18 protein-coding genes are annotated in these 21933 nt (G+C 50.1%); 9 read left to right on the top strand and 9 right to left on the bottom strand.

The window, feature by feature from the left end; translation table 11 throughout:
- Positions 1-92: 92 nt before the first annotated feature.
- Positions 93-1184 (bottom strand): hypothetical protein, encoded by a 1092-nt coding sequence (locus COW20_21935; protein PIW45019.1) that lies wholly within the window; start codon positions 1182-1184, stop codon positions 93-95.
- Positions 1185-1510: 326 nt separating this feature from the next.
- On the opposite strand from COW20_21935, the gene COW20_21930 reads away from it, so the two are divergent.
- Positions 1511-2077: a glutamate synthase gene (locus COW20_21930; GenBank protein PIW45018.1), complete on the top strand. Its 567-nt coding sequence runs from the start codon at positions 1511-1513 to the stop codon at positions 2075-2077.
- Here COW20_21930 and COW20_21925 read toward each other — a convergent pair.
- A complete protein-coding gene (locus COW20_21925; GenBank protein PIW45017.1) occupies positions 2074-4272 on the bottom strand; it encodes a cyclic nucleotide-binding protein in 2199 nt (732 codons plus the stop codon). The genes COW20_21930 and COW20_21925 overlap by 4 nt on opposite strands.
- A gap of 142 nt (positions 4273-4414) precedes the next feature.
- Between COW20_21925 and COW20_21920 the strand changes: the two genes are divergently transcribed.
- The 4 genes from COW20_21920 to COW20_21905 all read left to right on the top strand — a co-directional run bounded on the left by COW20_21920 (position 4415) and on the right by COW20_21905 (position 7759).
- Complete coding sequence (locus tag COW20_21920; protein PIW45016.1) at positions 4415-5620, top strand: anhydro-N-acetylmuramic acid kinase; 1206 nt, start codon at positions 4415-4417, stop codon at positions 5618-5620.
- A complete protein-coding gene (locus COW20_21915) occupies positions 5617-6438 on the top strand; it encodes a hypothetical protein (protein ID PIW45015.1) in 822 nt (273 codons plus the stop codon). Before COW20_21920 ends, COW20_21915 begins: the two co-directional genes overlap by 4 nt.
- A 4-nt stretch (positions 6439-6442) precedes the next feature.
- Positions 6443-6763 (top strand): cupin, encoded by a 321-nt coding sequence (locus tag COW20_21910; GenBank protein ID PIW45014.1) that lies wholly within the window; start codon positions 6443-6445, stop codon positions 6761-6763.
- A gap of 78 nt (positions 6764-6841) precedes the next feature.
- Entirely contained in the window at positions 6842-7759 is a 918-nt protein-coding gene (locus COW20_21905; GenBank protein PIW45013.1) for a hypothetical protein, read from the top strand.
- Positions 7760-7877: 118 nt separating this feature from the next.
- On the opposite strand, the gene COW20_21900 is transcribed toward COW20_21905, so the two are convergent.
- The 5 genes from COW20_21900 to COW20_21880 all read right to left on the bottom strand — a co-directional run bounded on the left by COW20_21900 (position 7878) and on the right by COW20_21880 (position 13404).
- Positions 7878-9065, bottom strand: coding sequence for an MBOAT family protein (locus tag COW20_21900; protein PIW45012.1), 1188 nt, complete (start codon positions 9063-9065; stop codon positions 7878-7880).
- Positions 9062-10186 (bottom strand): hypothetical protein, encoded by a 1125-nt coding sequence (locus COW20_21895; protein ID PIW45011.1) that lies wholly within the window; start codon positions 10184-10186, stop codon positions 9062-9064. Before COW20_21895 ends, COW20_21900 begins: the two co-directional genes overlap by 4 nt.
- Before the next feature lie 108 nt (positions 10187-10294).
- Complete coding sequence (locus tag COW20_21890) at positions 10295-12133, bottom strand: long-chain fatty acid--CoA ligase (GenBank protein PIW45010.1); 1839 nt, start codon at positions 12131-12133, stop codon at positions 10295-10297.
- Between the two features lie 17 nt (positions 12134-12150).
- Positions 12151-12792: a ribosomal subunit interface protein gene (gene raiA, locus COW20_21885; protein ID PIW45009.1), complete on the bottom strand. Its 642-nt coding sequence runs from the start codon at positions 12790-12792 to the stop codon at positions 12151-12153.
- Between the two features lie 201 nt (positions 12793-12993).
- Complete coding sequence (locus COW20_21880; GenBank protein PIW45133.1) at positions 12994-13404, bottom strand: DUF2147 domain-containing protein; 411 nt, start codon at positions 13402-13404, stop codon at positions 12994-12996.
- Positions 13405-13726: 322 nt separating this feature from the next.
- Here COW20_21880 and COW20_21875 point away from each other — a divergent pair, with 322 nt between their 5' ends.
- Complete coding sequence (locus COW20_21875; protein PIW45008.1) at positions 13727-15511, top strand: hypothetical protein; 1785 nt, start codon at positions 13727-13729, stop codon at positions 15509-15511.
- Between the two features lie 31 nt (positions 15512-15542).
- On the opposite strand, the gene COW20_21870 is transcribed toward COW20_21875, so the two are convergent.
- Entirely contained in the window at positions 15543-16286 is a 744-nt protein-coding gene (locus COW20_21870; GenBank protein ID PIW45007.1) for a hypothetical protein, read from the bottom strand.
- 116 nt (positions 16287-16402) lie between these two features.
- Between COW20_21870 and COW20_21865 the strand changes: the two genes are divergently transcribed.
- Genes COW20_21865 through COW20_21855 form a run of 3 tightly spaced genes read left to right on the top strand, consistent with a single transcriptional unit; the run spans position 16403 to position 20580 of the window.
- Positions 16403-16780, top strand: coding sequence for a GntR family transcriptional regulator (locus COW20_21865; GenBank protein ID PIW45006.1), 378 nt, complete (start codon positions 16403-16405; stop codon positions 16778-16780).
- The gene (locus COW20_21860; protein PIW45005.1) at positions 16781-17707 is read left to right on the top strand and encodes an ABC transporter ATP-binding protein; all 927 of its coding nucleotides are present in this window, start codon (positions 16781-16783) and stop codon (positions 17705-17707) included.
- A gap of 2 nt (positions 17708-17709) precedes the next feature.
- Positions 17710-20580 carry a hypothetical protein gene (locus tag COW20_21855; protein PIW45004.1) on the top strand — a complete coding sequence of 957 codons (2871 nt, stop codon included), beginning with the start codon at positions 17710-17712 and terminating at the stop codon, positions 20578-20580.
- A 48-nt stretch (positions 20581-20628) separates the two neighbouring features.
- Here COW20_21855 and COW20_21850 read toward each other — a convergent pair whose 3' ends face one another.
- Positions 20629-21873, bottom strand: coding sequence for a hypothetical protein (locus COW20_21850; GenBank protein PIW45003.1), 1245 nt, complete (start codon positions 21871-21873; stop codon positions 20629-20631).
- Positions 21874-21933 lie beyond the last annotated feature (60 nt).

Genomic DNA, 21933 nt, shown 5'->3' with positions numbered 1-21933 from the left:
ACTGCTCAGACCGGCAGCAGCGATTGCAAGGGCCAGGCCGAGAATCTGTCTGGAGACACTTTTTTTCATGCTAAAGGCTATAGCCTGTTTTCTTAATAACTCCATGTAAAATCGCCCTTGGGAAATGTGGTGTTGATATTAAAAAGTGTTTCTTCTTTGCCTGTTTTGAGATCAAGCAAGATAAAATCCCGAATTGGATTTTTATCTCTGTCTTCTGAGCGAGCCAGAATATACACAAGTTTGGTGAAATCTGGCGAAAACGCTTCGGGTTTCAGAATGCGGCCGTCTTTGAGGTGGTCATTGATTTTATTCAGGTCAGGCCGTGGGTTGCGCTGGTGTTTTTCATAGTCATATTCAAAGTATTCCAGAGGGGGTAAATTTTTAACGGTGCCAAAGATCAGCTTATTGTCTGGAGAGAGCCCCCAGAAAAACACATCTACGCCAAAAGGCTTTTCAAGGTGATAGAGTTTTTCAATTTGGGTGATTTTACTCTCTTGAAGCAAAGCCGTGGCATAGGTCACCGGAGGGTGTTCATTGGCGGGTAAGCCTTCAACCTTGTGGCTGGCCTGTAAAACCAGTCGCAGTATGCCATTTCTTTCAAAGACATGCTTAATCTCGTAATCAGAAATTTTTTCCTCCTGGATAAACTTTTGTACGGATTCGTCTGGCTCGATGGGCGTGATTTCTTGGGTTGAGCGATTGAGTTTTAAAAGTCTATTTTTTGGTCCAACATTTTCAAATAATATGATTTGTGCTGGATCCATGTATTTAAGACCCTGGGGATATTCAATAGGCTTTTGTAGTGAAACAACTTTTTCATTTCCTTCCAAATCAGATTCGTATAAAGTATATGGATTAGTTTGTGATCTCAAGTAGGAAATTGTTGGCTTGGAAGATGTATAAAAACACGCGTAACCATAACTGTTAATTAGATTAATATTTTTTGTGTTGAATTTGTATTGATATGCGTAAGTCTGTTCTTTCGCGTATGAATGGCCAGGATCTATATTATTGCTGTATTCAAAAACCAAGAACTGTCCATCCGGTGACCACTGCACCCGGTTGATATCCTGCTTGTATTTCTTTCTGACGGTTCCTGAGCTGGCCACAGGGCTACAGCTCGACAGTACCATTCCCAGCAGAGAACAGATGAGCAGAAGCTGGATGCTTTTTCTCATAAACATACCAGCATCGAATTTCTGGATTTTCATGGGTTTAAACCAGGGCCCTTCAATCGCTTGCTTTTACTTGCTGAAATTAGGATATCATTTCAAAAGCGATTGTCAATCTTTTGTTTTTGTAATATTCCGATGACATTGTCATAATTTAAGTCCATAAAAATGTGTTTGAGCTGTAAAAAGATTTATTTTTTGAAGACAGAGCTTGATTTTGGCAATTAATACAATATAACAATTTTATAACAGAAGCACAGATCTCTTTTTTAGGTCTGTTTGATTATGATACAGGTCTATAGGGTATACTGTATTGTATAGAGACGGAGGGCGTTGACATGAAAAAAACAGCTTGGCTTTCACTCCTGATTTTATTGATGGGGGCGGCACATCCCCCCGAATCTGAACTGAAGCAGGTTCGCTCTGCGGCTGGCGCTTTGCTGACCCAATTGCAAAGCACTCTCAAAGCCGCCTTGCAAAGCCAAGGCCCCGCAGCAGCGGTTGAGGTCTGTCACCAGGTGGCTCCAGGCATTGCCGCCCAAATCGCAGAAACAGAAGGGGTTGAAATCCGCAGGGTTTCACTGCGCAGCCGCAACCCGCAGAATCAGCCCGATGCCTATGAACAAAAAGTGCTGGAGCAATGGAGCCAAAATCCGACTGCAATTCCCGAAGAGCATTTTGAAGTGGTACAGGAAGGGCAAAAGCAGGTTTTACGCTATCTCAAGCCCTTGAAGATTCAGGCTGTCTGTTTACAATGCCATGGGCCAGCCGAAAAAATCAAGCCCGAGGTGCAGGCCCTTTTGAAAAAATATTATCCCCAAGATCAGGCCACAGGTTACCATGAGGGCGATTTGCGCGGGGCAGTCACTGTTCGGCACGTTCTGACCCTGGAACCCCAGCTTTAACTGGCTTGCAGGGCCCGCAGTTCTTTATTGGTATCGCGCAGGCGAATCGAGAGCACGCGGGCCAGGCCCTCGAGCAGATTGGCCGCCAGTTTGTGGTGCTCATCGGCAAAGCGATCAAAATCCTGGCGTGAAAGTACATAAAGCTCAGTTTCTTCTGAGGCCACGGCATCGGCTGAGCGTTCCTGCTGGTCTAAAAATGACATTTCACCAAAAAAGTCACCCCGTCCAAAGCTGGCAATATGGTGTTTCTGTTCGGCTTCTATCGGCAGTTCAATCCGCACGGCTCCGCGCCGGATCAGAAAGAGTTCATCGCCCTGCTCACCCCGTGCGAAGATCCGCTCTCCGGGTTTAAAGGCCAGGCTTTGCATGCAGGCTTCGAGGGCGGCAATTGTGGTTTCTTTGCGGCCTTTGAACAGATCCATTTCGCGCAGTTCCAAGGGTTTTTCAGTGGGTTGCTCGATACGGGCTTCATCCAAAATCTGGTTTTCGACCCATTCCAGGGCGGCATCCAGCTCGGCAAAAATACGGGTAGGACTTTCTTCTTTGACCAGGCCCACCTCGGTAAAATATTCTTCAAGATCCTGGCCGGTGGGCACACTGCGGGGAAAATGTGTGAAAATCAGCTGGGCACCCTGTTCGGCAAGAATATCCGCAATCAGCTCCAGCATATGCGCGGCGGTCACGTCAAAGGATTGCAGCCGGCGCATGTCCAGAATCATGTATTTGCAGGTTTTGAGGTCGGGTTCCAGAGCGGTATAGAGCTGATCGGTGGTGCCAAAAAACAAACTGCCCTGCAGTTCAAAGATCACCGTTTGCTGGCCCTGGGCTTCAAGAATCTGGCGTTCTTCGGGCAGGCGAATCTGTTTGGAAAACATTTGGTTGCCATAGCTTTTGCGGCGTAGGTTGGAACTGTGTACTTGTTCGCGGATAAACAGAAAAATGGCAAGGCCAATGCCAACGGCTGAAGCCGCGATCAGGCTGATGGTTTCGGCCACCAGCACCACGGCAAGAATCACCACAAAATCGAGAATCGTGGAGCGCGATTTGAGCAGATGCAGGCTTTTGCGGTCGAACATGCGCACGCCAATAATGATCAAAATGGCGGCCAGGGCTGCAATCGGCACCCAGGCAATCAAGGCCCCCAGGGCCAGCATGGCAGCCAGGGAAAAACCACCCTCAAAAATGCCTGAAAAACGGCTGTGTGCGCCACTGGAAATATTCACCAAAGTGGCTCCCATCGTGCCTGCACCGGGAATTCCACCCAAAGCACCCGAGCAGAGATTGCCCAGGCCCTGCCCGATCAGTTCCCGGTTGGAATTGTGCCGGGTACGGGTTAAAGAATCCAGCACCACGCAGGTTTTAAGGGTATCAATCGAGAGCAGAACAGCCAGAGTGGTAGCTGGCACCAATAAATCTTTGAGTTGAGTGGGTTCAAAGGCTGCAATGGCCTGCCAGCGTGTCAGAAAGGCAGAGAGAAAACCAACATTGCTTCCGGCGGCAGGTCCCACCACCAGCACATTGCCCTGCAAAACCCAGAGGGCAGGGTCTACCAGACCCAGACCGAAATAGGTGAGAATCCCTGCGGCCAGAGCCAGAATTACAGCTGGCACCGCTTTGGTGAGCTTGGGGGCCAGCAGCATCACCCCGGCTGTTACCAGGCCCACAGCAATGCTCTGCCAATGCCAATGGGCAGGATGCAGGATGGCTTCCTGCAGTTCGCTGCCCTTGGGGGCCCCTAAAAATTTGGGCACCTGGCTGAGAATGATCACCAGACCCACCCCGCTGAGATAGCCACTGACGACCGGGTAAGGCATGTATTTGATCAGGCGGCCCAAACGCAAAACGCCAAAAATCACCTGAAGCAGACCGGCCAGCAGGCCGATCAGGGTCATCATCAATAGAATTCGCAAGGGGTCTGTATGCTTACTGCTCTGCTCCAGGGCAAAGGCTGTCAGAACTGCGGCAGCGGGTGCACAGGGGGCTGAGATCAGGCGGGGAGCCCCGCCAAAAAAAGCAGCGACCAAACCGATCGCCACGGCCCCCAAAATTCCGGCCAGCGCGCCCTGGGCCCCAAAGGATGCGCCCACAGCAGAAAAAATGGTCACACCAAAGGCGATGGCTGCGGGAAGCGCTACCAACATGGCCGCCAGACCGCCCCAGAAATCTCCGGCCCAACCTTTGTTTTGAATCTGCATACTGAGTTTATTCCTTGGCTTTTATTATACCTGCTCACAGGGCTTTCGCCTGTGGGGACTGTACTTTTCAAGGGGAGCCAGCACCTGACGGAATCCCAAAAGAGGCTACCCGCTGGCCTGTGCAGAGGGTACAATAGGGGCTATGTCAAACACTTTTTCAGATGCACTTTCCCGTCCCAGCCTCAAGGTTTTGGGATTGATGTCGGGCACCTCGCTCGATGGCGTGGATCTCTGTCTCTGCGACCTGGCCTGGGATCAGCGTTTGCAGTATGAGATTCTGGCCTTTGATACCTTTCCCATGCCTGCCGATTTGCGGGTCCGGCTTTTGCGCAATATGCAGCCCGAAACCAGCCGGGTTGATGAACTCTGTGAATTAAATATGCAGATTGGCGCCTGGTTTGGTCAGAGCATTGCTGAATTTTGCAAGACCAATCAGCTGCTCTGTGATCAGATTGATTTGATCGGCTCCCATGGTCAAACCCTCTTTCATTTGCCGCCGGGCGTGGGCGAAATTGCTTCCACGCTGCAATTGGGCGATGCCGCTATGATTGCTGAAATGACCGGCCTGACCACCGTGGCTGATTTCCGCCCTGCGGATATGGCCTTGGGGGGGCAAGGGGCGCCGCTGGTGCCCTATGTCGATACCCTGATTTTTCAAGATCCCCAGCAATCGGTCTGCCTGCAAAATATTGGCGGCATTGCCAATCTCACCTGGTTGGGCCGCGCGGGTGAAATGCTGGCGTTTGATACCGGGCCGGGCAATATGCTGATTGACAGTCTGACCCGCCATCTCAGCCAGGGGCAGGAACTCTGGGATTTGGGAGGGGCTTGGGCCGCCCAGGGGGTTTTATCCGACGCGCTTTTGCAGGAAGCTTTGCAGCAGCCTTATTTTCAGGAAGTGCCGCCCAAATCGACGGGGCGCGAAATCTTTGGCGATGCCTATACGGCTTGGTTTTTAGCCCGTGGAGAAGCTTTGGACTTGGCCCCTGCTGACCTCTTGGCCACGGCCACGGCCTTAACCGCCCACAGCATTGAGCAGGCCTGCCGCCGGTTTCTGCCAGAATTCCCTGAACGCTTTGTGGTCAGCGGGGGCGGTGTACATAATTTGACCCTGATGCAGATGCTGGCTGATTTGATGAAGCCGGTGAAAGTCTTGCCGCTTGAACATTTTGGCCTCTCTTCAGATGCCAAGGAAGCCTTTGCCTTTGCCTGTCTGGCCTATACCTGTTTGATGGGTTTGCCGAATAATCTGCCCGCTGTGACAGGGGCCCGTGGCAGCACGGTAATGGGCAAAATTCAACCGGGTCGCAATTATTTGAAGCTGATGAAGAAGGTCTTTCAAGCATGAAATCTAAACTTTTGCTGCTGACCCTGCTGTTGGGTCTGAATTTACCTGTTGTGGCCCAGACACAGGGGTTTACGCCCTTGCAACAGGCGGTGCACAGCCAGATTTTAACTTTTCGCACGGCTGTGGTTGAGACCCCCGAAGCCTGGCAGGAACTCTGGAAAGAGCATCAGGGCAGTCTTGAGCAGTTGCCCCGTGTTGATTTTAAACAGGATCGCGTTGTCGCGGTTTTTTTAGGCAAACGGGCCACGGCGGGTTACCAGGTGCAGATTGCTGAGATTCTCCAGCAGGGAGAGGCGCTGGAAGTGCGTTACCGCGAAACCAAACCGGCCCGCAATCAGCTGGTGCCCATGGTACTCACAGCTCCGGCCTGCTTTGTCATCCTTCCCAGGGGGCAAAATTTGCCCGTGCACTTTGTCAATGCCGATGCGCCCGCCCCATCACTTCAAAAAAAGGATCTTATCTCTATGCGAACCCTTTCCCGTGTCAGCAACAGCCGTGTTACTGAGCCCCGCTTTGTGATTGCCCGCGATCAGGAAACCTTCCGCCAGCTTTGGAAAGAGCACAATGGTTCCTTAGAGCAGCTGCCCGAAGTAGATTTTCATTCAGAAATGGTCGTTGCCATTTTTATGGGTGAACGCAGTACCGGTGGCTATGCCGTGACGATTGAGCAGGTTGAGCAAGTGGGTGAAGAACTCAAAATCAGCTATTCAGAATCGGAGCCCCCTGAAGGCAGTATGACGATTCAGATTCTGACCGCTCCAGCCCATCTGATTGCGATTCCGCAATCAGAGGCTTATCCTGAATTTATTAAAAAATAGAGCAGTGAAAAATCTCTTTGATTTGCCCCAGCCTTTGCCACAGAGCGAACTGTTTGAAACTCTCTGCACGTTTGGCGGGGCCAAGCTTGAGCGGATTATTTCACAGGGACAGATCACGCCCCCTGGTGAATGGTATGATCAGGCCCAGGATGAATGGGTCCTGCTGGTGCAGGGGCAAGCGCATCTGCGTTTCGAAAATGGCAAAATTCAGGAACTTCAGACTGGGGATTGGCTCTTGATTCCTGCCCACCATCGGCACCGCGTGGAATATACGAGCAGCCAACCAGTTTGTATCTGGCTGGCTTTGCATTTTAGCGCAAACTAGCTCTTGAAGCCTTCTGCGCATGAGACGGTATTTTGCTACAATGATAGGCAGCACCCTGATAGAAAGTGGCTTTCCAAGATGATCAAACGCCTGACGGTCGCGCTCGATTTAACTTCTCTGGATGAAAAGGTTTTGACCTATACCCAGTTTCTCTGTAAAAGCCTGCCCATTGAAAAGATCTATTTTATTCATGTGGCCCAAAAGCTGGACTTGCCGGAAAGCTATTTGCGTGAGCATCCAGAATTGCAACCCTTGGATGAAACCTTGCAGGAACAGATGCAGGCAGTTGTCTCTCAATGCCTGAGCCTGCCCGAAAAAATTAATTTTGAATACGATGTGCTTGAAGGGGAATTGTTGAATACCCTGGTACATCACAGCAAAGTCAAACTCGCCGATTTGATGGTGGTGGGCAAACGTGACGATGAGTCGCACCCCGATTTGCTGGCTGAAAAACTGGCGCGTCGCTCCCCTTGTTCTGTGCTTTTCGTGCCCGAAACCTTTGATTTGAATATTCGCCATATTTTGGTTCCCACTGACTTTTCCCCCCATTCCCGTCAGGCGCTTGAAACGGCTGTCCAACTCTCGTCGGTGGTTGATGGGGATGTAATTCATGTGCTCAATCTTTTTGATGTGCCCGCAGGCTATGCTAAAACGGGTATGAGCTACGAGGCCTTTTCGGCCGATATGCAGCGCTATGCTGAAGAGGATATGCAGAAATTTATTCAGAATTTGTCCTTAGCAGGCAACACGATTGAAACCCATGTTGCGGATGCCGAGGGAAATGAAAAATCTCATTTAATGCGGGACTGGCTGAAAAATCTGGATTGTCAGCTGCTGGTGGCCGGTTCCAAAGGCCGTACCAATATTACCGCTATGTTTTTGGGCAGCTTGACCGAAAAGCTGATCAAGCTTGATCTCAAGGTGCCAGTTCTGGTGATCAAAAAGAAAAACGAAAGCTTGGGCTTTTTTCAGGCCTTGGTAGACGGCGAAATTTAGAAATCGATATAGATAAAATTCGAGCCCCCGCTGGCAAAAAACAGAGCCAGGAGCAGCAGCAGTGCTGCTCCTGTACCCAGTAAAGCATCTTGTAATCCTTCAGACATGGCTTCTCCTTTCAATTCAGGCCCAGCAGGCGGGGCAAAAGGCCCACAAAACGTGAAACGGGCATAATAAACAGGCCCCAGCCCAGGGTGACCAAAACAAAAGTCAGCAGTGTATAGCCAGGTTTTAGAAAGCGATCTATGCGTTTCAGAACTGGCAGGCGGGGGCTGATTTTGTCTCTGAAAATCCGGTGCAAGGCCAGCATCATTCCGTGGTAAAGTCCCCAGACCAGAAAATGCCATTCTGCGCCATGCCAGATACCCGAAACTCCCAGGGCCAGAACCAGGTTGAGCAGCAGGCGGGGAAAGCGAACCCGTGAGCCGCCCAGCGAGATATACACATAGTCGGTGATCCAACTGCTGAGTGAGATATGCCAATGCCGCCAGAATTCTGCAATATTGCGGCGCAGATAGGGCCAATTGAAATTTTCGGGTACCACAATGCCAAACAGACGGGCAGAGCCGATTGCGATATCTGAATAACCTGAAAAATCCGTATAGATTTTGACTGAATAGGCGAAAAGCGCAATCCAGAGTGTCAGTCCCGAAGCAGATTGGGCTGTATGTTCAGACAGCAAGGGCTGTACCCAGAGATCGAGAGAATCGGCGATCACCATTTTTTTGCCCATGCCCACCACGATCCGCAAAAGCCCCATGCGCAGATGCTCCCAATCAAAGCGGGCTTGGTTCAGCTTGGGCACAAAATCCTGAAAACGTTTAATCGGCCCTGCCACCATGGTGGGAAAAAACAGAATAAAAGCGAGATAATCGCGCAGACGGTGGGGGCCAATTTTGCCCCGCTGGCAGTCGATCAGGTAATGAATAAATTCAAAGCTGAAAAACGAGATCGCCAGCGGAAAGACAAAATGCTGAAGTGTGGGTACGCCGCTGCCGCTCAGGGCATGTTGCAGTTCATACCAGCTTCCCAGCAAGAGATTGCGGTATTTAAAGCCGACCAAGACTCCGATGCTGAGCAGTAAAAACAGGACAAAAATCTGTTTGTGTCCCCGAAAGAAGCGCATCGCGGCATAAACCAGCAGGGCTTCTACCAGAAAGAGCCAGACAAAGGGCCCTCCATACCAGCCATAAAAAACCAGCCCGGTCAGGGCCAGCCAGCCCGCCCGCCAACTGAGGGGCAGCAGAAAAAAGACAGCGACTGAAAAGAGTAGAAAAACGCCGTAGAGAGCTTCGTTAAAAATCATGGTTTTTGCACCGCCAAAAGGGGCTGCAGGGCCGCTGCGATTTTTTGTCCCATGGCCTCTCCGACCAGGGTATGGGTCAAATCAAAGAACTGATCGGCAGGCAAAGGGGCCGTGCGGTTGATATCCAAAAGAGGATAACCGGCCTGTTCGATCTCATGCCGCAGGGTGGCCAGGCTGCGATCATAGCTTTTCCAGTCGAGGGCTTCATAGGCATCCAGAGCTTCGACATTCAAGGGGCCCATTACGAAAAGAGCGGGTTTGCCCGCTTTTTTCAGGCTTTTCAGCAATAAACGCAGGCTTTGCAGTTCTGAATTATCCTCGGAGAGCTGAAAGCCAATATTTTGTCCAAAACGTTTCAGAGCCATCATTTGCTGGGCGGGGGGCAGGTCCAGAAAGGGCAAGCGTTCATCTGTGTCTGTGGCCTGAGTTCCCAGCCTCTTTTCATATTGTTGATAGGCCCAGCCCTCGGGGGTATTGCCCAGCCAGGACGCTGCTAAAATCTCGCGCAGGCGGTAAAAGCTCCAGATTTGGTTCAGCCCCTGGCGAAAGAAACGGTTAAAGGCTATTGGCGGGCTGGGGCGCAGCCCCAAAAGCGCAGCTTCACTTTCGCTGACGTCCAGCCCCAGTTTTTCAGGTAATTCTGGATGGCGGATGCGGGTTTCCTTGAGCAGACGGGGACTGAAGGTATGGTAATTGAGTTGAATCACCACAGCTTCGGCACTGGGGAGGGATTTTTGCAGCAGGTAATACTGGTCGGCGACCAAAAATCCCTTGGCTGAAAGATTATACACCTGCCAGTTTTTGAAGGCCGGGTTGTGTGCCTGCAGAGCTTTTAAACTGGCGACCGGAAAAGTTTGATTGGGGTCTTTGATGCGAATTCCGTAGGTGGGAGAAGAGCCAATAAACACCAGATCGTTTTGTTGTGATTGTGCCAGTTGGTTGAGATAAAAGGGCAGCCAGGCCAGTTCCTGATCGGCGGGCAGGCGGTAATTTTGTTTAAAGTTTAAATCCAAATGCGGCGCAAGCCAGAGCCTGACCCCCAGATCAGAGAGGATCAGGGTCAAACAAAAAAAGAAGAGGGTGCGAAAGAAACGCCGACCCGATGAAAACGGAGCATTCATACCAGACAGCCTGCCAGATGGAGGGGCTGATTGTCAGTGACTTTGCGCATGTCTGAAACTCAAAAAGGCTGCTTTTCAGCAGCCTTTTCAGATTTTCTGGGCCTGGTTTTAAACGCGGCTGCCCTCGGCAAAAAGCCCATCGATCGTTTTTGCAAAATGCTCATTGATCAAGCGGCGTTTGTATTTCAGCGTGGGCGTGAGAAAGCCGTTGTCCTGGGTCAGTTCTTCTTCAATCAGGGCAAATTTCTTGACCTGCTCATAGCGGGCGAAATCGGCCATCATGCGGTGAATTTCTTTTTCAAGAAAGCCGTGAATTTCAGGGTGAGTTAAAAGCTCTTTGTGGCTGCTCACACTGATTTTATGTTCACGGGCATACTGATCGAGCATGTCCAGACTGGGATGAATCAGAGCGGCCATATATTTCTGGTTATTGCCCAGCATCACAGCCTGCTCAATATAGGGGCTGGTTTTGAGCACATTTTCAATCGGCTGGGGAGCCACATTTTTGCCGTTGGACATGACAATAATTTCTTTTTTGCGATCGGTAATTTTGAGATAACCTTCGCTGTCGATTTCGCCAATATCCCCGGTATGAAACCAGCCTTCTTCATCAATGGCTTCACGGGTGGCCTCGGGCTTATTATAATAGCCCTCCATGATATTGGGCCCCCGTGCCAGAATTTCTCCATCGGGTGCGATTTTAACTTCTACGTCTTCAATTGGCAGGCCGACATAGCCAAATTTTGCGGCTCCAGGGCGGTTGCAACAAATCACAGGACTGGTTTCGGTTAGACCGTAGCCTTCGTAGATATTGATGCCCACGGCGAAAAAGAATTCAGCCAGTTCACGCATCAGAGGGGCTCCGCCTGAAACTGCGAATTTGAGGTTGCCTCCTGTTTTTTCACGAATTTTGGTAAAGACGAGCTTGTCGGCAATTTTATGTTTGAAGCTCAGGCCTGAGGGGATCGGTTTGCCCCGGCTGGTGTAAACTGCGGCTTGTTTGCCTACTTCCAGTGCCCAATAAAAGATTTTTTTCTTGAGCGGTTTTTCGGTTTCAATATTTTGAATGATGCGGTTGTAGATTTTTTCAAAAACCCGGGGTACGGCTACAAAAGCGGAGGGGTGTACTTCCTGCAGGTTTTGTGCGATCGTATCAATGCTTTCAGCATAGGCAATGGTGGCTCCGCAGAATTGCAAGGCATAATTGACCACGCGCTCTAAAACATGAGAGAGGGGCAGAAACGAAAGCGAGGTTTGGGAACTGTCAAAACCCAGGGCTTTGACTGCGCCACGGGCATTGCTGGCGAAATTGCGATGGCTGAGCATCACGCCTTTGGGATCCCCGGTGGTGCCAGAGGTATAGACAATGCTTACTCTATGGCTTTCATGGGCGTGGTTCAGGCGTTCATCCAGCTTGGCGCGTCCTTCCTGGTTGAGCAGCTTTTCACCCTCTGTCAGCACGCTGTGCAGGCTGACCACTTCTATATTTCTCATTTCAGGCAGGGTTTCAGGCGGATCCATGACAATCACCAGCTTGAGCTGAGGGCAGTCGTGGTGAATGGCGACGATCTTCTGCAATTGCGCGGGTTTTGAAACCACAATCGCGCGAGCACCAGAATCATTGAGAATATACAAAAGCTGATGGGCGGTCAAGGTGGGATAGATTGGCACATTGACCAGACCCGAGCTGATAATGGCCATATCGGCAATCGGCCATTCCGGGCGGTTTTCAGCAAGGAGAGCCACCCGATCCTGGTGGGCCAGGCCGTGGCTGAGCAAATAGGCGGCAACCTGTTCAACCCGTTCTTTCATTTCCTGATAGGTCATGGAACGGTAAACTCCGTTCTTTTTTTCCATCAGGGCCGGCTTGCTGCTGAAGCGCGCAGCCGTATCATAGAAATGTTTGGTTAAGAGGAAGACGTCGCTCATGGTGGCACTCCTTGACATTTTCAGATGCTTAAGCCTTAAACACGCATGACAACTGCTTCATCCACCGATTCATTGGGGATGATGACGCCATACTCTTTGTTCTTACCATCAAGTTTGAAGATAATATTCAGCTCATTGCTGTCCTGATTGCGGAACAGCATGAAACTGTATTTCAACAGCTCCATTTGAGCTGCGGCTTCTTCAGGGCTCATGGGTTTGATCGCCAAACGCTCATTTTTAATTTTGCGTTTGGGAGCAGGCTTGGCCGCAGCCTTTTTCTTTGCCGTGGTTTTTTTCGCGGCAGGTGCGCCTTCGGCCGTCTCTTCTTCTTCGTCTTCTACCAGTTCACCCATGGCGACAGCTGTTTTTACGGCGCTGTGCTCAGTGCGCTTGCGTTCGTATTTTTTGAGCTGACGTTCCAGTTTATCACCCACAAGATCAATGGCAGCATACATATTGGTGCTCTTTTCTTCAGAGCGCAGCATCATGCCGTTGACAGAGGTTGTGACGGTGACTTCCTGGTTGTTTTTGATACGTGGGTTCTTGGCGACACTTAATTCCACATTGACATCGACGATATGGCGGCTATATTTCTCCATTTTGCCCAGCTTTTCTTTGACATAGCTCTTCAGGGCATCGGTAACTTCCATATTTTTTCCGTGAATAATAAATTTCATAAGTGTTGCTTTATTCTCTCCTGAAAGTTTTAAGGCTTGTTCGGAAAGAATATCTGCTCCTTCCTTCTGGGTGTTTGGTTCAGATGTTTACAGACGCTTTATTATAGCATGAAATATAGAACGTGACTCAGTTTCGCGTGATAGCAGGAGTAGATCTCGCCACTCTTTTTGCCATCTGATTCAGCTCTTCTGGGCCGACGATTATTTGCGGGTCCAGATCTGGCTTTTGCCAAAGGCGGGCATTCCCATGACAAAGCCGCGTACTTCAAGGCTTTTCGCGTTTTGCAGCTTGATTTGACAGGAATAGGTTTTGCCATCTTCGGGGTTATAGATTTTGCCATCGACCCATTCTCCGTTTTTAAAAACAAAGCCCTGCAGAATCATCAGACCTATCAGGGCCTTGCTGCGCAGGCTGGCTTCAGGATTTTTATCATCCATTTTGGGCTTCCCATTGCGCAGGGGTTCTTTCAGCCAGATAATTTTGCCAGCATAATGGCCATTGGCTTTTGAAATTTCAACATGGGATTTGCCATTGACGGTGACCCAAACCCCAAGAATATCATCGGCTGAGATTGCCAGGGCAGAGTTGGGTAAAATCAGAAGCAGAGCCATGAAACCAAATACAAGAGACTGAAGGGTTTTGCGCATGGGTGACGATCCTTTTTGAAGAATTCTCATTTAAAGCGGAGTCTAAAATGATTATTTAATTAGAATATTTTAACTTTTATTCAGGCAGAATGCAAAAAAATCTTGCTGTTCAGATTTTACAGAAGGCGGGTACCGAAGCCTTACTCTCGCTGTGAGTAGAATTGAACCGTACAGAAACAGTGGCTTTGTGTTGTATCCACCATTGTCAGTTTGCGTTTTCTGATCTGCCTCTTATAATTAGGGGGCTAAGCATAAAATCGATGATTTGAGATGGGTTGGGTCTATCATGGGCAAAAAACAGTCTGTCATTTCTGAGCGCAAACCTAATTTTGAATGGGGTTGGCTGGCCTTTTTATTTTTGATGTTGCTGATGCTGAACCTCTATGGCTTTGACGCTTTACTTAGAGATGATCATGGTTGTAACCCTGTTTCTGTCTCATTTTATATCTGGTTTTTACTCGGGTTTTCAATTCAATTATTTTTCGTTTTTCCTGCAGCGTTAACTTTAGGTCTTCGACGCTGGCCACTTTTTCATGGGCCCCTGAGAACAGGCGGACAGCGTTCCAAATCCACAGAATGGATGTTTTGGGGAGGAGTCTTGCTGCTTTTCAGTTTTTCTTTAGGGTTGATCCCTTCGCATGACTTTAATCAATTCATTTATTTTCAAGCTTTTTTTAGATATTTTGAAACCTTTAAAGAGATGCCTTTCGTTTTCGTTTTTGTACTTGTCATATTCGCATTTGTTCAGCCCTTGCTGTTTGCCTGGTTGGGCCTGCTGGGTATTTTTCGCGGATTTTTGGAGCGCGGCCTGTCTCCCGCGCTGTCCTTTATTTTCCTCTGTTTATTGAGTGCCTATCTCTACCAGCCTTTTTTCTTGCAGGGGAGCTTAATTGGCGCTTTTCTCGGTTTTCATTACCTGTGGAAAACCAGTCTGAGAAGAACCTTGCTGTTTCATCAATTCTTAAATGTCCTGATAGCAGGCTTCAGTTATGGGCTGTATCTTTTGAAGTGGGATCTTGTCGTTATTCCGCAATGGCTTCAAATCGTTGCTGGAGTCTGTGCCCTGTGTTTGCTCGCCTTCATGTTTCACTTCTGTTTTCAACTCTGGAGGAAAGATTTTGACCTTCAAATATTTAAAGCTCCGCCTCCGTCCAACGTGAAAACAATGACATGTCCTTTTTTAGAACATCTTTTGCATCAGGGATTTATTTCTGGGCCTCTCAAGGTGTATGTTCAGAAAGAACATCGAAACTTTGCCGAGATCCGCCTCTCCTCCGGGCTCTTGAAGTTTTTGATTTTGACTTTCCTCAGCTTTCTATGCGTCTATCTCTTGGATCTTTTGTTTTTTCAAGTCGATTTCAACAGTGAACAGCTTGTGTTCTTTGAGGAAAAGAGTCAATTGACATTTTTTACTCTTTTTTGGGCTATGGGTGTCTATACGATTCTTTTTTCCAAAATGAGCAGATTTTTTGAAAGGGCAGGTTTTCATTTTCAAGATTTTCTAGGGCCTATTGAGCAAAATTTTGATTCTCACTGGGTTTGGAAACTCAGTGGCGCGCTTGTGCTCTTTATTTTGGGAATCATTCATGTTTTTCAATGGCATGATGCCAATGCTGCGCAAAATATCTTTCTGCGCCCTGTACTTTTCCCCCGTGACAATCTACACAATTTGATGGTTTTGCTCTTGGCTGTTGTGATCGCTCCGATTGTCGAGGAGTTTTTATTCAGAGGTCTTTTACTGCACCGTTTGGCATCAAAGTCGACGCTTCCTAAAGCCCTGTTTAAATCTTCACTTTATTTTGGGCTGATGCATCTTCAGGCTATCCTCTATCTGGCCTGGGTCGGACGTCTGTTTGGGGTGCTCTATGTCTATTCGCGAAGTTTGAAGGTCAGCATTTTGGCGCATGCCAGCTACAATCTTCTGCTGTTGTTGGTCGTGCTTTTGAGTGCTCAGTTCGAACCTCAGCCGCTTCTCGGTCTGATCATGATGGGAGTTGGAGGAGCCATTATCATGCGTTTTGTTCAGCAACACCCCGTTTCAGCGATGATTGCGCTGCCCTATTCTCGTTAAGGCGGCCCAGCTCCATACGGACATGATTCTCTCAAAGCTTGTGCAACTCGCTCATACCAGATAATTTCTGAGTGATTTGGGGGTTGCCTGTGTATTCCACCTTACAGGCACCGCTGGCATCGACATTGAGCTGTTTTTCGGCACGCACACGTACTGCTGCTGCGCCGCTCACTTGAAGATCGACACTTTGGGCGCGTAGCATGAAGGTTTCAATATTGGCTGCTCCCGCAGCTTTGATCGTGAGTTTTTCAAGCTCTCCACCACGAACCCTGACCTGGTGGCCCCCATCCAGTTGCATTGAAAAAGCGGGGCCACTGATCCCATTCAGGGTCAGATTGGATGCGCCTGAAGCTTCCAAACGGTTGAGAACAGGCACTGAAATGCTGATTTTCAAGGGCGAACTTGAGCGAAAATGAATGCCCTTGGCGTTGGTGATTTTCAGCGTTCCGCCCTGTACACTGGTTTCGATCTGACCGAGCAGGTTTGCTGGCGCTTCAACCGTGACTTTCTGGGGCTTGCCGCTTTCGATTTGAAGGGTATAGTTGTGCTCTACGGCAATGGCTTGAAAGTTTTCAAGGGTGCGTTCTTCCTGTTTTACTTCGCCTTCGCCCTGAACTTCTTCAGATGCGCAGCCGGGCGTGAAGACAAGGGTGAGCAGGCACAGGGCTTTGAGGCTTTGCTTGAAGTAGAGCGAAGATTTTTTTAACCGTTTGTGGGAATTCTGAATCATTTCTTCTGCTCCTCTGCTTATTGACAGGCTTTCCTGGTTAAGCATAGCCGAAGCCTTTGCAGATAATCAAGTTATTTACTCAGGCAGGCTTGAAATCTGAATTGTACTATTGTACTATTTGACTAGTACAATAGTACAAATAAAATGTGAAAGGAGATACTGTGCTGAGTATTAATCCGGAAAGTGGCACGCCGATTTATCTTCAGATTATGGAGCAAGTCCGGCATGCCATTGGTTTGGGCGTTTTCGCTCCGGGTGACCCCTTGCCCACGATTCGGGATCTGGCCCTGCAATTGCGGGTCAATCCCAATACGGTGGCCAAGGCCATTCGCGAATTGGAACGCGAAGGTCTGCTCACAACGCGTGTGGGCAGGGGCAGTTTTGTGAGTGAATCTGCGCTGACCCAATCAGCGCAGGATCGCGATCAGCAGGGCAATGAACTGGCGGGTCGCTTTGGTAAAGATATGGCCTGGTTAGGGTTTAGCTGCCCAGAGGCCGTGAACTTGGTTGAAAAAAACTGGCAGGAGGTTCTTCCTTAAATGGCGTCTGAATATGTGATTGCGGCGAAGGGGCTTGAAAAGGCCTACGGTCGTCAAAAAGCTTTAAAGAGCCTGGATATGCAGGTTCCCGAAGGCTGTGTTTACGGCTTGTTGGGGCGCAATGGCGCAGGCAAAACCAGCACCTTGCGGATTTTAATGAACCTGATTCGTCCGACGGGGGGTGAGGTAGCGGTTTTGGGGCACCGCCCAGAAGTCTTGCCCTTGCATTTACGTCAGCAGATGGGCTATAGCTCAGACAGCATGCAACTGATTCCCTGGTTGCGTGTGGATCAGATTCTGGCCTATAACGGGTCTTTTTATCCGGCCTGGGATGCGGCCTATGTTCAGCAATGGCTGAAGCGCCTGGAACTGGATCCCTTGAAAAGAGTATTCAGCCTTTCGCGTGGAGATCGTCAAAAACTGGCCTTGATTCTGGCGATTGGGCACCGTCCCCGTCTCTTGATTCTCGATGAGCCTGCCGGTGGTTTGGATCCCCTGGCGCGTCAGGAGTTTTTGGAAAGCATGATTGAGCTGATTCACGAATCAGGCACCACGATCGTGATTTCTTCACATCAGATGAGCGATTTGGAGCGAATTTCCGACCAGATTGGCCTGGTGGTCAATGGGCAGATGCGGCTCGAAAAATCCTTGGAGGCCCTCAAGGCGCAAAGCCGCAGAGTGACCTTGCTCAGTAAAAATCTACAGGTTTCTGATTTGAAAGATTTTCAGGGCATTGTCCACAGCAAAGCCTATGCGGGTTATCTGGAACTGATTCACGAAAATTGGTCTGCAAACGAAGAAGAAAAACTCCTCCGGCGTTTTCCGGAGGTGCGTATTGAACACAGCCCCCTCTCACTGGAGGAGATTTTTATTATCTACACATCCACCCTAACAGCCGGAGGTGCTCTATGTCCAGCCACCCCATAGCGTTGTTTCGGCAAAGTTTTCGCAAGAGTCTTTTGCTGGCTTTTGTCTTGCTGCTCTTGCTTTCAAGTTTTTCCCTGATTCAGGGTCTTTTGGAAGTTCCCAATCAATGGGGCTATCGCTCCTTTGATCTGTTTCGCTGGGGGTTTGCCTTTTTCAGTCAAAGTATCCGGGTGGCACTGTTGACGCTCAGTCTGCCTTTGCTTTCTCTGACCCTGTATGGGGAGTGGCTGCAGACCCGTTCCCTGCAACGTATGGAACTGCTGGCATTGCTTCGCCGTGAATATCTGCGCTGGTGGGCAGGAATCAGCTTGGTTTTACTGGGCCTGACGTATTGGTCTCAATCCCTGCGCTATGATTCCGGGCGTGAGCTTTCCTGGGAAAGCACGCTGCTGGTAATCGGCATGAGCCTGATTCTTGCGCTTTTGATGTGTGTTTCACCGGCGCAACTGCTTTCCTTGAGTCTGCCCGCTGCTCTGCTGCTGCTCTGGTTGATTTATTTCTCAGATTGGCAGGCCTGGGGGCTGCCCTTGGGTAGGGTGCTTGCCTGGGGAGGAGGGTTTGGGTTTTTGTTCTTGCTCTACCGTCAGATTTTTCAATACCAGGGCGATCTCTTTATCGACGCTTCGCTGGATTTGGGACAAAGCAGTGAAACACTCACCCGTTTGCTTGCGCCGAGAGCGGGCAGCGGCTCTTTTGCCACAGCCAGAGGCTGGCGGGGCCGTTTGCAGCAGTTTGTGCTGTTTACCCAGCCTGCACGTCAAACCTATTTACAACTGCTGTTTGTGGGAGGCTTGGGGCTGCTGGTGCTGACCCTGATTTTTCTGCGCAATCCGGCTTTTGTAACTGCCACAGGCATCGATACCCTTTATCTGACGATTCTGCAGGGGGGCTGTGTGGGAATGGGGGCCATGATTCTCTTGATTCCCCCCCGCATGCTGGGGCAAAAATACTGGGAATTTTGGGCCTCGCGACCTCAGAACGCTTTTGGGCAATATCTTGGAGGCTGGGCCTTGCAAGGTGGCTTACTGCTGGGTTTGGCAGGATTTGCCCTGATCTTGGGCGGGTTTCAGCCTGAGATTTGGCAGTATTTGCAGCTTGGTGCCTGGTGCGAAGTTGCTGTTTTCTTCCTGCTGGGCGGCGAAGTCTTGCTCTGGGGAGGTATTTTTCTATTTGGCCTCAGTATCACCCTTGCACCGGCGCTCTTTGTGGCTTTTCTGGCTGTTTTGCATACACCCGCCTGGCCAGCCTGGCTGCTTTGGGGAATGGCGCTATTGGTTCGTCTCTACGATCTTTACCGCTTTCGCCAGGGGTTTTGGGAGCCTTTAAAAGCCCCACTTCAGATCGCTTTGCGGGCGGGCCGCCATTATGCGCTGCCTGGTATCCTGTTTTGTGGGCTTGCCTATGGGGGTATTCAAGCTGAACCGCTGCCGCGTCTGATCAGTCAGTCTGAAGGGGCTTTTCACCGCAGTGCCTTTGACCGCTGGCTTTTAAGCTCAGATATTATCAAGTTTATTTACTTGAAAGATACAAAGTCCGAAGATTGGGGCGATCCTTGGGAAGAACGTCGCAGGCTGAATTCCACAGTGGGTCTTCAGCGTCTTTTGGTGAGCCCCTGGGATGCTGATGCTGCTTTGTTGATGGCTGAATCAGCCCTGGAGACAGGCTTGAAATCAAGTTGGCCCGGTTCCCGGCGCTATGCCCAGGATGAAGACGCACGGCAAGAGGTACTCTATTATTCAGACTTGGCCCGTTTCTGGCTCAAGGCGGGAGAACAGGGCCTGGCAATGAATCAGGTGCGCATCCAGGCAAAACTGGCTCAGTTAGAGAGTCAGCCCCAGGCGGCTCTGAAAGCGCTGCAAGAGGTGGTGAAACAGGCTCCGCAGCCAGAGGATTTGCTGCAAATGGCTGAGCTTCAGCAGAACCTGCTTCAATACCGTCAGGCCCTGGCGACTTTGCAAGACTTGGCCTTGCGTTTTCCGGCCCAGGCTGGAGAGGCCTGGTTCCGCTCTGGAAACGTGGCACAGGAGGCGGGTTTGTCTGCCGAGGCCCTGGCTTATTATCAGCGTTCGGCCCAGATTCAGTTTCAGGCAGATCAGAAATCCTTGCCAGAGGCTGCACTTTGGGGCAACTCGCTGCTGAGAAGACGGCCAGAATTGTGTGCTGACAAGCAAATCGCCTTAACTCTGCCATCACTTCAAACCTATTTTAAAGCGCTGAAGGGCAGGTTCTCTGCTGGGAGGAAGCTGAACTCGGTGAATTTGGCCTGTCAGGCACCAGAGGTGTCCACGGGTCGTCAGCCAGATGTTTGGCATGGGGCTTGGTACCTGGCTCAGAATCAGCCTGAAAAAGCCTTGCCTTATTTTTCAAGTGGCGATTTGCGGGGTTGGAAAGCAGAGGCCCTGCGCCAGGCAGGAAGCAAACAGGCGGCTTTGAAACTGGCTCAAAATTTGGCAAGACCCTGGCGTTATCTTTCGGATGATGTCTATCGTCTGAGCTACTATTATCGCAATGCCTATGATACGGAGCAGTATTTGGTTCATCGCATTTTGCTCTTGCTGGAACCCAAGCCTGGCAAAGATTCTGGCTTGCATGTGCTCTTGCGCAGCACCGAGCCTGAGTTGGATTGGCCCCTGGTAGAGCAGGCTTTTGCCGCTCAGCCCCAGATTCAGCTTGAGTTGAAGCGTTTGCACCAGGCCTTGCAGACCTTCGCGCTGGCCTATGCGAAAAATGGGGCTTTGAATCTGTCCCATCACCGCTCCTGGCCCCAGCTCTATGCCATGCTGATGCTGAGTAAGACCTTGCCAGCTGAATTGCGGAGGCCTGAATTTCTGGCGGCAGAGCAAGTCATTCAGAAGGCGGTGAAGATGCGCTAGTTTTCTGACGCTTGATGTCTGGCCCAGGTTTCTGCCTGGGCCAGATTTTTAGAGGCCTCCCATGAGCAGCAGCAGGCCACTCTGTACCAGCCCAATCACAAAGCCGAGAATGCCGCCCAGGGTGACAATCATGCCCAGTTCCTTGCGTGAAACCTCCATGATAATTTCTTCCATGCGCAGGGGGGAGAAATTGCGGATTTTTTCTGCAATTACGCCTTGAATATCTGCCACTTCGAGGGCCTGCTCCACCAGCTCAAAAAGCTTTTCATCCAGATAGCGTTCAATAAAACGGGTAATTTCACGTTTGATGGTGTGGATCGTTGCCGGGGGAATATCCTGGGGGTTGAAGCGTTGAATCAGATCGCGGGTCAACGAGGGCAAGTCCATTTTTTCAAATAGGGGGGGGATAATCACGTCATAGTGGTGGCTCAGGTAGTCATGAATCCAATGCACCAGGTTTTCTTTGAAGTGATTGAGATGTTCCCAGGACATATCGCGGGGGTTAAAGCGCAGCAGGCCTCTTGAAATCACGTCATCCAAACGCATCATCAAGAGAATTTCCTTGAGCATTTCATCGGCCCGTTCAGGTTCTGTGTCCAAAAAGACCTTGAGTTTGGTCAGCACCTCGGGCAGATTGACAAAAAACAGCAAGACGGCGTATTTGCCCGTCATTTTTGCTTTGGCCAGTTCATCAATTGCGGCGATATTGGCTGGGGTGAGCAGGCTGATCAAACTTTTGCGCAAATGATCGGGGGTCAGCACACTGGCCATGATCCGTTCCGTCAGAAAGCGGGCCATGGCAGGGGTCAGGGTAAAGTTCTCCAGTACGCTGTCCATGACCCGATCCAGCACCAGCCGAATCCGATCAGGGGTCAGGCTTTTTTCAGAGAGGTTTTCGATCAGAGCCGGAATGCTGCGTTGAATCAGTGCTGCCAGGGCTTCGCCGATATCCTCAGAGAGCAGTTGCAGTTTTTGAGGCTGCCCCATTTCTTCCAACAGGGCCTCCACGCTGAGATGAACAGCTTTTTCAAGGCGTTCATGGGTCACCAATGCTTGGGCCAGGTGGTGAAAATCCGATTCCGTCAGCAGGGTTTTGACGATTAAATGCGAAATTTTTTCAGCCAGACGGGTCTGTTCCGCAGGCACCAGACCGGGTGTAAAGGGGAGTTGTTTACCCAGGATATACACAGGCTTGAGGGGATGAAAGAGCATGCGCACAGCCAGGTCATTGGTAAAATACCCCACTCCTGCACCGATGACGGGCGGAATCATAAGCTGTATCCAGGTGATCATGATTTCAATTTAGCATATCTCTCAGGAACTCTGGGGCGTGTTCGCTGGCCCCCTCTGCTT

This window comes from bacterium (Candidatus Blackallbacteria) CG13_big_fil_rev_8_21_14_2_50_49_14, assembly GCA_002783405.1.
GTDB lineage: Bacteria > Cyanobacteriota > Sericytochromatia > UBA7694 > UBA7694.
Note: the sequence above shows the minus strand (reverse complement) of the source record. Positions and strands in the feature narration are given on the sequence as shown.